This is a genomic window from Nocardioides thalensis (assembly GCF_013410655.1).
Lineage (GTDB): Bacteria > Actinomycetota > Actinomycetes > Propionibacteriales > Nocardioidaceae > Nocardioides > Nocardioides thalensis.
On the sequence record NZ_JACCFP010000001.1, the window covers coordinates 1,308,057 to 1,321,277 of the forward strand.

Here is a 13,221-nt window from a genome sequence, read left to right on the forward strand (position 1 = left end):
GCGCATGACGCGCCTGCGGATCCTTGTCCTCGCCCTGCTCGCCACGGTCTTCGTGGCAGCAGGCGGCCCTCCGGCCCACGGAGTCGACTACGACCACGAGACCTCCTACTCATGCACGTCGGCCTACGGCGGCGGCACTGCCGCGGGTGTCGTCTCGGTGGGCCTGCCGAAGCGAGTGCAGGCCGGGGAGCGACTTCGCGCGCGCCCGATCGAGGTCACGATCGTCGTCCCGTCGGACCTCGTCGACACCCTGCGCGAGAACGACGTCGACTCGATCGAGGGCACCAGCGATGACGCGACCTATCGCCTGAAGAAGCGCGGTACGAAGGCGATCGTCAAGCCGATCAACGATCTGGTCGTACCCGAGACGGCGGTCCCCGCCGAAGGCGATATGACGCTCATCGGCACGGGGACCGCTTCCGGCCACACGTTCAGGCGAGCCGGTCTCTACAGCGTGCTCGTCCCGAAGGCGTTCACCGCCGACGGGACCGCCCACGGTGTTCCGATCGTCGGGGACCTCGACTTCACGATGTCGTGCGCTCTGGCGTCCGGCGCGCCCGCCAAGATCGCCTCGCTCCGCGTCGTCCGCTGAACCCGCGAACGCTCCTCCGGCCGGCGCTGGGCGTCGTCGCCGCGCTCCTCGCCTTGCCCGCGGTCGCTCTGACCGTCGCCCGCCTGATCGGGAGCAGCGACGAGAACTTGGCGATCGCCCAGGCGTTCGCGCCGTGGGGCGTCCCGCTGTACGTCGCGGCGCTCGCGATCCTCGGGGCCCTGCTGGGACGGCGTGCGACGGTCGGGCCGCGCCGGAGGCCGGTGGCTGCGGCTTGCCTCGTGCTGGTGACGGGCCTCGCGCTGCACCTGTGGTGGCTCGCGCCCTCGCTGGTCGGCTCGGCCCCGCCGGCCGCCGACGGCGCCCCGCGGCTCACGGTGATGTCCACCAACATCCTGCTGGGTCAGGCCGACACCGAGGACGTGCTCGGCGAGGTGGTGGACCGCGACGTCGACCTGCTCTTCGTCCAGGAGATCACCGCCGAGGCGCTGGCGCGGCTGGAGGAAGGCGGGATCGGCGACCTGCTGCCGCATCGCGCCGGCGAGCCGAAGCCCGGCGCGACCGGCACCATGGTCTTCTCGCGGACGCCGATCACCGACGTCGCTCCGATCGCCACCGGCACGGACTCGTGGGTGCTCAGCACCGCCGGCCTCCGCACGATCGCTGTGCACCCGGCGTACCCGCTGCACGACGAGTGGGGTGCGGAGCAGGAGCTGCTCCGGGAGGTGATCGAGGCCGAGGACCCCGACCTGGTGGTGGGTGACTTCAACTCGGGCCACGACCACGCGCCGTTCCGGGCGATCCTCGACACCGGGCTGCGCGACGCCGCGGAGCTGGTCGGCGCCGGGTGGCAGCCCACCTGGCCGGTGGGAGGGTTCCGCGGCATCCCGATCCCCACGAGCGTCGCGATCGACCACGTCCTCGTGGGGGAGCGGCTGACCGCGCTCAGCACCGAGACGACCGAGATCGACGGCGCGGACCACCTGGCCCTGGTCGCTGAGGTCGCCGAGCGCGACTGACCGGCCCGAGGCCGACTACAGCGGCTCCACCGTGACCGGCGTGGTCAGTACCCGGTCGTGGCCGACCTCGCGGATCTCGCCGACGACGTCGAGAAGGGCGGTCAGCCGCACCTCGCGGCTCGACGACGCCAGCTGGAGCTCGAGCCGGCCGGGCTCGACGATGCGCCGCAGGTCGGGGCCTGTGAACGAGGTGCGGTCGAGGTGGACGTCGAACGCCACCCGGGCCGCAGCCGCGGCGGCGAGCTCGACCCTTGCGTAGCCGAGCAGCTGCCGCACCGGGCGCGCCACGGAGGCCACCGGGTCGTGCAGGTAGAGCTGGACGACCTCCGCGCCCGACCGGTCGCCGGTGTTGCGCACGGTGCATGCGACGCGCACCGCGCCGTCGGTCGGCACCTCGCGTACGCCGGCGGCCGGCTGGTCGTCGACGCGCAGGTCGTCGTACTCGAAGGACGTGTACGACAGTCCGTGCCCGAACGGCCAGCGGGGAGACGGGTCGACCGAGCTGATCTCGGTGGGGCCCGCCAGGATCGGGGAGAGGTACGACGCCGGCTGGCCTCCCGGGCCGCGCGGCACCTGCACCGGCAGCCTGCCCGAGGGGTTCACCCGGCCGCTGAGCACGCCTGCCACGGCGGCCGCGCCGCCCTGGCCCGCGAAGAACGCCTGCACCACGGCGGCGGCCTCGTCGGCCGCGCGACCGAGGCTGTAGGGCCGGCCCGAGAGGACGACCACGACCGGGCGGACGCCGGCGTCGAGGAGCGCGTCGAGCAGCGCCTGCTGGCTGCCCGGGAGGGCGAGGGTCTCGGCGTCGCAGCCCTCGCCCGACGTGCCGCGGCCGAAGAGGCCGGCGACGTCGCCGACGACCGCGATGCAGCGCTCGGCAGTCTTCGCAGCAGCGACCGCCGCAGCGATGCCGGACTCGTCGGCCTCCGACACCGGGCACCCCGGCTCGACCGTCAGCGTGGAGCCCGGCAGCTCGTCGCGGAGGGCGGCGAGCAGGGTCGGGAACTCCAGGCCGAGCGGCACGCCCGGGTGGTGGAGGAGCACGTGGTTGGGGAACGCGTAGCAGCCCATGAGCGCCCGCACCTCGTCGGCGCACGGCCCGACCACCGCCACCGACGACGGCGCACGCAGCGGCAGCGCGCCGTCGGGGTTGTGCAGCAGCACGACCGAGCGCTCGGCCAGCTGCCGCGCGCGTACCTGCTGGGCGGGTGGGTCGAAGTCGACGTCGACGTCGTCGCCCGGCTCCCTGTCCCGCAGCACCTCGGGGGTCGGGTCCCAGCCCTCGTCGAGCAGGCCGAGCTCGCCCTTCTGGCGGAGCACCCGCTCGACAGCACGGTCGACCAGCGCCTCCAGCTCGGGTCGGGCGCGCACCTGCTCGGCGAGCGGCTCGGCGTAGCAGCGCAGGGTCGGCAGCTCGACGTCGACGCCCGCCCGGAGAGCGAGCACGGCGGCCTCGCCGGGGCTGCCGGCGACGGCATGCATGGTCTCCAGGAACGAGATGCCGAAGTAGTCGGACACGACGACCCCGTCGAAGCCCCACTGCTCCCGCAGCAGCCCGGTCAGCAGCGCGGGGTCGGCGGCGGGCGGGACGCCGTCGATGTCGGAGTAGGACTGCATGACCGACCGGGCACCGCCCTCGCGCAGCCCCATCTCGAACGGCGGCAGCACTACGTCGGCGAGCTCGCGGGGGCCGATGGACACCGGCGCGTGGTTGCGGCCGGCGCGGGAGAGCGAGTAGCCGGCGAAGTGCTTGAGCGTCGCTACGATCCCGGCCGCCTCCAGGCCACGCGTGTAGGCGGCGGCGATGGTGCCGACCAGGTAGGGGTCCTCGCCGATCGTCTCCTCGGTGCGGCCCCACCGGGAGTCGCGGCTGACGTCGAGGACGGGGGAGAGCGCCTGGTGGATCCCCACCGACCGCATGAGGAGACCGATGTCGTGGGCGATCTCGCCGACGAGCTCGGGGTCGAAGGCGGCCCCCCACGCCAGCGGGGTCGGGAAGATGGTCGCCTGCCAGGCGGTGAACCCGGTGAGCGACTCCTCGTGCGCGATGGCGGGGATCCCGAGCCGGGAGCCGGCGACGAGTGCGGCCTGGGTGCGCGCCAGCGCGCGGGCGCCCGCGACCGGCTCCACCGGCGCCGTACCGAAGACCCGCGTGAGCTGGCCGAGGCCCGGCCGGGTCAGCTCGTCCCACGGCGGCAACGGCTCGGCGAAGTCGTGCTGGGCGGGGGCGACGTCCTCGCCCTCCTCGATGCCGACCCAGACCCCCACCAGCTGCGCGAGCTTCTCCTCCAGCGTCATGTCGGCGACGAGGGCGGCCACCCGCTCCGGGAGCGGTACGGCGGGGTCGCGCCAGCGCGGCGCGACGGTGCCGGTCGAGGCGGTCATGCGCGGGGCGCCGCGGTCGACGAGCGGACGACGAGGCTGGTGGCGAGCTCGACGCGATGGTTGTCGAGCGACTCCTCCCGGATCAGCTGGGCCAGCATCCGGCCCGCCTCGCGGCCCATGTCGGACAGCGGCTGGCGGACGGTGGTGAGCGGGGGCGACGCCCAGCGCGCAACCGGCAGGTCGTCGAACCCGACGATGCTGACGTCGCCGGGCACGGAGAGCCCGAGCGTGCGGGCGGCCTCGATCGCACCCATCGCCTGCTCGTCGCTCCCGGCGAAGATCGCGGTGGGGCGATCCTCCCGCTCGAGGAGCTCGAGCGCCTGTTGGTAGCCGCCCTCGTGGTGGAAGTCGCCGTGCCGCACCAGCGTCGGGTCGTGCGGGATCTCGGCACCGTCGAGCGCCGCGCGGTAGCCGTCGATGCGGGCCCGGCTGCACAGGAAGTCCTCGGGCCCGCCGACCATGCCGATCCGGCGGTGGCCGAGCGAGATCAGGTGCCGGGTGGCCGAGAGCCCACCGGCCCAGTTGGTGGCGCCGACGCTGGGCATGTCGGGGGACGGCAGGTCGACCGGGTCGATCTGCACGAGGGGGAGGTGGGCGCGGGCGAGGATCTTGCGGTCGTGGGCGGTCAGGTGGCTGGTCACCAGGATCGCCCCGCCGCGCCCGGCGCGCGCCACGCGGTCCGACCACGGCGTACCGCCCGGGTCCTTCATCGTGGACACCACGACGTCGAGGCCGGACTCCATCACGCCGCGCATGATCTCGACCGCCCACGGGCTGTCGAGGTGGGTGAAGACCAGGTCGGCGGTGAGCGCGTCGTGGCGGCGGCTGCGCTGCCGGACCGGCAGGTACTCGTAGCGGTCGAGCAGCTCCTGGACCCGCTTGCGGGTGGCCGGCGAGACGTCGGACCGCCCGTTGACGACCTTCGAGACGGTCGGCAGGGACACTCCCGCCTCGGCCGCGATACGGGCCAGCGTGGCGGGGCTCTCGGCGCGAGAGGCCATTCCGGGGACCCTCCTGGATCTCGAAAGTTTTCGGTGCTCATCTGCCCGTAGATGCCGTTGACAGGCGCGGATTTTGCGCACCATAGTAACTCGCATCACACCGGTGGTTGCGAAACATATCGGACCCGCGACCCCCTCACAAGAAGTGGAAGTGTCGAAGATGCGAAACACACGAACCCGGCTGACGGCGGCGGCCATCGGCGTCGGCCTGCTCACCTCCCTCGCGGCGTGCGGTGACGACGGCGGCGCCGGTGACGCGAGCAGCATCCGCATCTGGGCGCTCGAGGACGGCGTCGTCAACGAGGTCCAGACCGCGTCGATCGAGCGCTTCAACGAGGGCTCCGACGTCGAGGCCGAGCTCCAGGTCTACGCCAACGACCCCTACAAGGAGCGGCTGCGCACGGCCCTCGGGTCCGACAGCGCGCCGGACATCTTCTTCAACTGGGGCGGCGGCAACCTGAAGCAGTACGTCGACGCGGGCAGCGTCCGCGACCTGACCGCGGTGTTCGAGGAGAACCCGGAGTTCAAGGAGAAGTTCATCCCGAGCGTGCTCGAGGTGGGCAACATCGACGGCAAGTACTACGGCGTCCCCGCTCGGGGCACGCAGCCCGTCGTCCTCTACTACAACAAGGCCGTCTTCGAGGACGCCGGCGTCGAGCCGCCGCAGACCTGGGACGACCTGATGGCGCTCGTGGAGACGTTCCAGGACGAAGGCGTGACCCCGATCGCGCTGGCCGGCTCGCAGGCGTGGACCGAGCTGATGTGGATCGAGTACATCCTCGACCGGCAGGCCGGTCCCGAGGTGTTCCAGGCGATCCGCGACGGCGAGGAGGGCGCGTGGGAGCAGCCGGAGGTGCTCGAGGCGCTCACGATGCTGGAGGAGCTGATCGACGCGGGCGGGTTCGGCGACGAGTTCGCCTCGGTCGGCTATGACGAGGGCGGCGCCTCCTCGATCCTCGCCAGCGGCGACGCCGCGATGCACCTGATGGGCACCTGGGAGTACACCAACCAGCTCGGCGAGAGCCCGGAGTTCGTCGAGGCCGGCGACCTCGGCTACGTACCGTTCCCGGCGATCGAGGGCGGCGCGGGCGACCCGAGCAACCTGGTCGGCAACCCGGCGAACCTCTACTCGGTCACCGAGGCGTCGGGCAACCCCGAGGCGGCGGAGGACTACCTCGTCGAGCAGATGGCGTCCGACGAGTGGGTCGACGAGCTCATCGAGATCGGTGACGTGCCGGTGGTCGTCGGCATCGAGGACAAGCTGGCCGAGACCGACAACGCCGACCACGCCACGTGGCTCTACGACCTGGTGCTCAACTCGGCGAGCTTCCAGCTCTCCTGGGACCAGGACCTGCCGGCGGACGAGGCCACGCTCATGCTCGAGCAGCTCACCGCTCTGTTCCTCGGCGACCAGACGCCCGAGGGCTTCGTCGACACGATGGCGGGCAGTTGAGCCTCACCACCACGGAGGCACCGTCCCCACCTAGGTTGGAGCGGGTGAAGACGAGCAGGTCCCGGGAGGTCCGCCCCTCGGGGTGGTACGCCGCACCGCTGGTGATGTTCTTCGCGCTCTTCGCCGTACTGCCGCTGGGGTTGGTGTTCTACCTGAGCTTCACCAACTACGACCCGTTGTTCGAGCCGCAGTGGACCGGGGCGGACAACTGGGAGCGCCTCAGGGAGGACACCAACGCCTGGGACGCGCTGTGGCGGACGTTCCTCATCGGCGGCATCTGCTGGGCGGTCCAGACCCCGATCGCGCTCCTCATCGGGGTCTGGTCCGCCGGCCCGCAGAAGAACCGGGCGGTGCTCAGCTCGCTGTTCTTCCTGCCGCTCCTGATGTCGACGGCCGCGATCGCCCTCCTCTGGAGGCGCTCGTTCGACGTCCACGCCGGCTGGACCGCCACGCTGCCCGTCATCGGCGACCTCGACTTCCTCGGCAACCCCGACATCGTGCTCTACACGGTGGTGTTCGCGGTCTCCTGGCAGTACATCCCGTTCCACACGCTGCTCTACCAGAGCGCCGCCCGCACCATCCCGGGCGTGCTCTACGAAGCGGCGACCCTCGACGGGGCGGGGAGGATCCAGCAGTTCTTCCGGATCACCCTCCCGCAGCTGCGCTACACGGTCATCACCTCGACGGTGCTGATGATCGTCGGCTCGCTGACGACGTTCGACACCGTGCTGCTGCTGACCGACGGGGGACCGGGCCAGGCCTCCCGGATCCTGCCGCTGCACATGTACATCACCGGCTTCCGCGGCTTCGAGGCCGGCTACGCGAGCACCATCGCCGTGGTCCTGGTCCTGCTCGGCGCGCTGCTCTCGCTCGCGATGGTCAAGGTGACCGGGTTCCGGTCCATGGAGAGCCAGCAGGAGGGACTCTGAGATGGCCACCACCCGTGCCCGGCCCAACGTCCTGGGGTTCCTCGGCGCGCTCGCCTGGCTGGCGGTCGTCGCGCTGCCGCTGTACTTCCTGGTCGTGGCGAGCCTCCGCACCCGTGCGAACTTCCGCGACGGCCACCCGCTCGGGCTCCCGGACTCGCTGACGCTCGAGAACTACCGCGAGGTGTTCGAGGGCAACTTCCCGACCTACTTCGTCAACAACGTGATCGTGACGCTCGGCACGGTCCTGGTCGTGCTGATGCTCACGGTGCCGGCGGCGTACGCCGTCGTGCGCAGCAAGTCGCGGTTCAGCGGCCGCGCGTTCACGCTGATGCTGGTGGGCCTGGTCATCCCGGCCCAGGCCGTGATCGTGCCCGTCTACCTGATCATGAGCGAGATCGGGCTGCACGACTCGATCTACGCCGTGATCCTGCCGACCGCGGCGTTCGCGCTGCCGATGTCGCTGCTGATCCTGGTGAACGGCCTGCGCGACATCCCCGGCGAGCTCTACGAGGCGCAGGCGCTCGACGGGGCCTCGGCCCTGCGGACGCTGCTCACGCTGGTGCTGCCGCTCGCCAAGCCGCCGATCATGGTGGTCTCCGTCTTCGTCGCCCTCCAGGCGTGGAACGGCTACATCTTCCCCCTGGTCCTCATCGACAGCCCCGAGAACCGCACGCTGACGCTCGGGCTGGCGGAGTTCCAGACCCAGTACGGCACCAACGTCCCGGGGATGCTGGCGGCGATCGCGCTGTCGATGCTGCCGATCTTCGCGGTCTACCTCGTGGGCCGCCGGTTCCTTCTCTCGGGCCTCACCGCCGGCTTCGGCAAGTAGCACGCACGACGGCTCCCTTTCGGACCGGGGATGTCGGCGCCGTACGCTATAGACGCGATGAACGCTGCACCGACGGTGCCCACCGTCTACCTCGACCACGCCGCGACCACCCCGATGGTGCCCGCGGCGATCGAGGCGATGACGGCGCACCTCGGCGACCTGGGCAACCCGAGCTCGCTCCACGCATCCGGTCGGCGCGCCCGCCGGGTCGTCGAGGAGGCGCGCGAGACCATCGCCGGCGCTCTCGGCTGCCGGCCCGGCGAGGTGGTGTTCACGTCCGGGGGCACCGAGTCCGACAACCTCGCGCTCAAGGGCCTCTACTGGGCACGCCGCGACGCCGACCCGGCGCGCCGGCGGGTGCTCGCGACGTCCGTCGAGCACCACGCGGTGCTCGACCCGCTGGTCTGGTTGAGCGACCACGAGCAGGCCGAGCTCGAGCTGCTGCCCGTCGACCGGCTCGGCCGGCTCGACGTCGATGCGCTCGCGGCCGCCATCGAGCGCGATCCCGCCTCGGTCGGCCTGGTCTCGGTGATGTGGGCCAACAACGAGGTCGGTACGACGCAGCCGGTGGCCCGGGTGGCGGAGATCGCCGCCGCCCACGGCATCCCGGTGCACTCCGACGCGGTGCAGGCGCTCGGCGCGGTGTCGGTCGACTTCGCCGCCGCCGGCGTCGACGCGCTCTCGATCTCCGGGCACAAGGTCGGCGGACCGCGCGGCGTGGGCGCACTCGTCGTACGCCGCGAGATCGACCTCACCGCGCTCCTGCACGGCGGCGGTCAGGAGCGAGACGTGCGCAGCGGCACCCTCGACGTGCCGGCCATCGCGGGCTTCGCCGCCGCGGTCGAGGTCGCCGTCAAGGAGCAGGCCGACCACGCCGTGCACCTCGCGGAGCTGCGCGACCACCTGGTGCGCGAGGTGCGCCGGGTCGTGCCCGACGCCGTGCTCAACGGCGACCCCGTGGACCGGCTGCCCGGCAATGCCCACTTCGGCTTCCCCGGCTGCGAGGGCGACTCGCTGCTGATGCTGCTCGACGCCCGCGGGATCGAGTGCTCCACCGGCTCGGCCTGCTCGGCGGGCGTGCCGCAGCCCTCCCACGTGCTGCTCGCGATGGGTTTCGACGAGGCCGAGGCGCGCAGCTCGCTGCGCTTCACCCTCGGCCGCACCAGCACCGAGTCCGACGTGACCGCTCTCGCCGAGGCGATCGGTCCGTGCGTGGAGCGCGCGCGGGCCGCGCGCGCCTGAGGTACGTGAGGTAGGTCGTGAAGGTCGTTGCTGCGATGTCCGGCGGGGTCGACTCCGCCGTCGCCGCCGCTCGCGCGGTCGACGCGGGCCACGAGGTGACCGGCATCCACCTCGCGCTCTCGCGCAACCCGAAGTCCTACCGGTCCGGTGCCCGCGGCTGCTGCACGATCGAGGACGCCAACGACGCGCGGCGCGCCGCCGACGTGATCGGGATCCCGTTCTACGTCTGGGACATGTCCGACCGCTTCCACGAGGACGTGGTCGAGGACTTCATGGACACCTACGCGGCCGGCCAGACGCCCAACCCCTGCCTGCGGTGCAACGAGAAGATCAAGTTCGCCGCCGTCCTCGACCGCGCGCTCGCGCTCGGCTTCGACGCCGTGGTCACCGGCCACTACGCGCGGCTCGAGAGCGGCCCCGAGGGCGTCGAGCTGCACCGCGCGGTCGACCGCGGCAAGGACCAGTCCTACGTGCTCGGCGTGCTCGACGAGCGGCAGCTGCGCCACTCGCTGTTCCCGCTCGGCGACACGCCGAAGTCCGACGTACGCCGCGAGGCCGCGGCGCGCGGGCTGCTCGTCGCCGACAAGCCGGACAGCCACGACATCTGCTTCGTCGCCGACGGTGACAACGCCGGTTGGCTCCGGGAGAAGCTGGGCGACCGCGCCCCCAACCACGGCGGCGACATCGTCGACGAGGCCTCGGGCGAGGTGCTCGGCCGGCACGACGGCACCTACGGGTTCACGATCGGCCAGCGCCGGGGCCTGCGGCTCGGACGACCGGCTCCGGACGGCAAGCCGCGGTTCGTGCTCGACATCGAGCCGGTGTCCGGCACCGTGACCGTGGGCCCGCGTGAGCACCTGGCGGTCGCCCGCATCCGCGCCGACCGCCCCCGCTGGTGCGGCGCGGCCCTGCCCGACGGCAGCCGCCTGGAGGGGCCGGGCGTCACCGTGCAGCTGCGCGCCCACGGCGCCGAGCACCGGGCAGTGGTGTCGGTCTCCTCGGTGGTCGAGGAGGCCGGCCGCGGCCGTCACGAGACCATGGAGATCGACCTGATCGATCCCGCGTCGGGCATCGCACCCGGCCAGGCAGCGGTGATCTACGACGGCACTCGCGTGGTCGGCTCGGCGACCATCACCGCCACCGACCGAGCCGCGCTCGTCTGATGCCGGGCCCGCTCTCCACCGGGGTCGGCTCCTTCCCGGGGACCGACCAGCGCGCCTTCGACGAGGCGCTCAGCGTCGTGCTGGGTGAGCTCGGCGCGCACGAGCCGGGGCTCCCGTTCCTGCCCGAGGTGCCCGGACGCGGCGCGACCGCCGGGATGGTCGGCCGCACCGTCGGACTGGTCACCGAGCTCGACGCCGACCTCCAGCCGGCCGGCTGGCGGCTGACCGGCACCTCCGGCGCGCCTGCGCTCGACCAGCGTCGCGCCCGGAGCCTGCTCGCCCAGGACCTCGACACCGTGGAGGAGCAGGCCACGGGCTACGCCGGCGCCTTCAAGATCCAAGTGGTGGGGCCATGGACGCTCGCGGCGACCGTCGAACGACCGCGGGGCGACAAGCTGCTCGCCGACCACGGCGCCCGGCGCGAGCTGGCCCAGGCACTCGCCCTCGGCGTCGCCGACCACGTCCGCGACGTACGGCGCCGCCTGTCCGGCGTCGACCGGCTGGTGGTGCAGGTCGACGAGCCCGCGCTGCCCGCGGTGATGGCGGGGGCGGTGCCCACCGCCTCGGGGTTCGGCAAGCACCGCACGGTCCACCCGCCCGAGGCGAGCGCGGCCGTCGAGGAGCTGCTGGCCGCGGTCCGTGACGCCGGTGCCGAGCCGTGGGTCCACTGCTGCGCCGCGGGAGCCCCGCTCGCGCTGCTGCGCGACGCGGGCGCGCAGGGGCTGATGGTCGACCTCGGCCTCCTCGACGCGTCCGGGCACGACGCGCTGGCGGAGTCACTGGAGGCGGGGCTGCGCGTCGGGCTCGGCATCGTGCCCACGACCGAGCCGCCGGTGCCGCCCGGCGACAAGGAGCACGTCGAGCGCGTCCAGCGCTGGCTCGACATGCTCGGCCTCGACCCCGGCGAGGTCGCGGACCGCCTGGTCATCACCCCGGCCTGCGGACTCGCCGCTGCCAGCGAGGGCTGGGCGCGCCGCGCCCTGGAGACCTGCCGCTCGGTCGCGGCCGCCTTCTCGTAGAGGATGGGCCCATGTACCAACAGGAGGGCTCGCCCGTCTTCGGGGTCGTCGTGGCGCTGGTGGCCCTGGCCGTCATCGGTGCGCTCGTGTTCTGGGCGGTGACCGACGAGGGCACGCCCGAGCTCGACGTACCGGAGCCGACGCCCAGCGCGAGCTCTCCGGGCTGAGTCGGGTCGGGGCCGGGTCCGCGGACTGGCGTGGCGGCCGGCGGGTACCGGGCGGGGGACACTCACCACCCCCTGAGGAGACACCCCATGACCCACCTGACCGGCAAGCGCGTGGCGATCATCGCGACGGACTACTTCGAGGAACCCGAGCTGGTCGGGCCGAGGGACATGCTGCGCGAGGGCGGTGCCGAGGTGCGGGTCTACTCCGCCGACGGTGAGCCGATCCAGGCGGCCGAGGGCGACGTGAACCCGACGCAGAAGGTCGAGGTCGACGGCTCGTTCGCCGACATCGACGTCGACCGGCTCGACGCCCTGATCGTGCCGGGCGGGACCGTGAACGCCGACCACCTCCGGATGAACGACAAGGCGCAGACGATCGTGCGCAAGGTCGCTGCGGAGCGGAAGCCCGTCGCGGCGATCTGTCACGGCCCGTGGCTCCTGGTCTCCGCCGGTGTGGTGGAGGGCCGTCGGGTCACGAGCTGGGCAAGCCTTGCCGACGACCTCCGCAACGCGGGCGCCAGCTGGGTCGACGAGGAGGTCGTGGTCGACGACTTCCTGATCACCAGCCGCAAGCCCGACGACGTCCCCGCCTTCGTGCAGGCGGTCGAGCGGGCCCTCCAGGCCGCCCGGGTCTGACCACGCCGAGCCGGCCCGTCTTCACGCGTGGGAGGGGCCGAGTCGGCTCGTCTTCACGCGCCAGAAGGGCCGAGCCGGCGCGTGATCACGCGCCGACTCGGCCCCTTCGACGTTCAGCCTTGACGTTCAGTGTCGACAGGTCAGCTCCGGTGGTCAGCCGAAGGCCGCCCGGTCGACGCGGTTGTGGTAGCTGTGGCCGGCCTTGCCGCCAGCGAGTGCGGCGAGCAGGGTGACGACCAGGAGCGCGACCCCGGCGATCACGCCGCCCCAGGTCGCGGTGTCGGTCGGGATCGGGATGCGCGGCAGGTCGACCCGGTCGAGCACGTTGTACTCGTTGCCGAAGACGACGCCCAGCACGACGGCCACGATGGTGACCAGCAGTCCGATGACCCAGACCGCCATGCCCTGCCTCGCGCCGTCGAACCGCGACATGCGGCCGGCGACGTACCCGCCGAAGAAGTAGGCGAGCGCCATCACGACGACCAGGGTGACCGCGGCGGCGATGCCGATCGTGTTGGCCTCGCGCTGCGCGTCGGACTGGGTGAAGTTCGTGTTCTCACCGATCGCCGACGCGACGGCGCCGACGATGCTCGTCAGCAGCACGGTCAGCGCGATGGCCACCAGCCACCCGGCGAACGCGGCGCCGATGTTGACGCCTCCGAACCGCTCGTGCGCGTGCGCCTCGTGGGCGCGGCGCTCGTGGACGACGTCACGCTGGTGAGTTCCGGTGCGGTCCTCGGTGACGACGTCGGTGTCCTTGTGATGATGCCGGTGCAGTATGTCCACGGTGCTCAGCTCCTCGTGTTGGTGTCACGGCACGACAAGAGC

Annotated in this window: 13 protein-coding genes; 10 read left to right on the forward strand and 3 right to left on the reverse strand. The window is 72.5% G+C overall.

The features are described from left to right. Positions 1-4 precede the first annotated feature (4 nt). Positions 5-592, forward strand: a complete 588-nt coding sequence (locus tag HNR19_RS06505; RefSeq protein WP_179667156.1) for a DUF6801 domain-containing protein — start codon at positions 5-7, stop codon at positions 590-592. Positions 593-645: 53 nt separating this feature from the next. After that, on the forward strand, positions 646-1,569 hold the full coding sequence (locus HNR19_RS06510) for an endonuclease/exonuclease/phosphatase family protein (RefSeq protein ID WP_179667157.1): 924 nt from the start codon (positions 646-648) through the stop codon (positions 1,567-1,569). Positions 1,570-1,584: 15 nt separating this feature from the next. On the opposite strand, the gene HNR19_RS06515 is transcribed toward HNR19_RS06510, so the two are convergent. Beyond that, complete coding sequence (locus tag HNR19_RS06515; protein ID WP_179667158.1) at positions 1,585-3,954, reverse strand: beta-xylosidase/alpha-l-arabinosidase; 2,370 nt, start codon at positions 3,952-3,954, stop codon at positions 1,585-1,587. Further along, positions 3,951-4,955 carry a LacI family DNA-binding transcriptional regulator gene (locus HNR19_RS06520; protein ID WP_179667159.1) on the reverse strand — a complete coding sequence of 335 codons (1,005 nt, stop codon included), beginning with the start codon at positions 4,953-4,955 and terminating at the stop codon, positions 3,951-3,953. Before HNR19_RS06520 ends, HNR19_RS06515 begins: the two co-directional genes overlap by 4 nt. Before the next feature lie 160 nt (positions 4,956-5,115). Here HNR19_RS06520 and HNR19_RS06525 point away from each other — a divergent pair, with 160 nt between their 5' ends. From HNR19_RS06525 to HNR19_RS06560, 8 genes are all read left to right on the forward strand, one after another. Next, entirely contained in the window at positions 5,116-6,408 is a 1,293-nt protein-coding gene (locus HNR19_RS06525) for an ABC transporter substrate-binding protein (protein ID WP_179667160.1), read from the forward strand. Positions 6,409-6,452: 44 nt separating this feature from the next. Further along, on the forward strand, positions 6,453-7,337 hold the full coding sequence (locus tag HNR19_RS06530; RefSeq protein WP_218910167.1) for an ABC transporter permease subunit: 885 nt from the start codon (positions 6,453-6,455) through the stop codon (positions 7,335-7,337). A gap of 1 nt (position 7,338) precedes the next feature. Beyond that, positions 7,339-8,166, forward strand: a complete 828-nt coding sequence (locus tag HNR19_RS06535) for a carbohydrate ABC transporter permease (RefSeq protein WP_179667161.1) — start codon at positions 7,339-7,341, stop codon at positions 8,164-8,166. A gap of 57 nt (positions 8,167-8,223) precedes the next feature. Beyond that, positions 8,224-9,408: a cysteine desulfurase family protein gene (locus HNR19_RS06540; RefSeq protein WP_179667162.1), complete on the forward strand. Its 1,185-nt coding sequence runs from the start codon at positions 8,224-8,226 to the stop codon at positions 9,406-9,408. Positions 9,409-9,425: 17 nt separating this feature from the next. Next, a complete protein-coding gene (mnmA, locus tag HNR19_RS06545; protein ID WP_343047083.1) occupies positions 9,426-10,571 on the forward strand; it encodes a tRNA 2-thiouridine(34) synthase MnmA in 1,146 nt (381 codons plus the stop codon). Next, a complete protein-coding gene (locus tag HNR19_RS06550; protein WP_179667163.1) occupies positions 10,571-11,590 on the forward strand; it encodes a uroporphyrinogen decarboxylase/cobalamine-independent methonine synthase family protein in 1,020 nt (339 codons plus the stop codon). The genes mnmA and HNR19_RS06550 overlap by 1 nt, the downstream gene beginning before the upstream one ends. 11 nt (positions 11,591-11,601) lie before the next feature. Beyond that, on the forward strand, positions 11,602-11,757 hold the full coding sequence (locus HNR19_RS06555; protein WP_179667164.1) for a hypothetical protein: 156 nt from the start codon (positions 11,602-11,604) through the stop codon (positions 11,755-11,757). An 87-nt stretch (positions 11,758-11,844) separates the two neighbouring features. After that, positions 11,845-12,393: a type 1 glutamine amidotransferase domain-containing protein gene (locus tag HNR19_RS06560; protein ID WP_179667165.1), complete on the forward strand. Its 549-nt coding sequence runs from the start codon at positions 11,845-11,847 to the stop codon at positions 12,391-12,393. A gap of 153 nt (positions 12,394-12,546) precedes the next feature. Here HNR19_RS06560 and HNR19_RS06565 read toward each other — a convergent pair whose 3' ends face one another. After that, the gene (locus HNR19_RS06565; protein WP_179667166.1) at positions 12,547-13,179 is read right to left on the reverse strand and encodes an MFS transporter; all 633 of its coding nucleotides are present in this window, start codon (positions 13,177-13,179) and stop codon (positions 12,547-12,549) included. Positions 13,180-13,221: the final 42 nt, after the last annotated feature.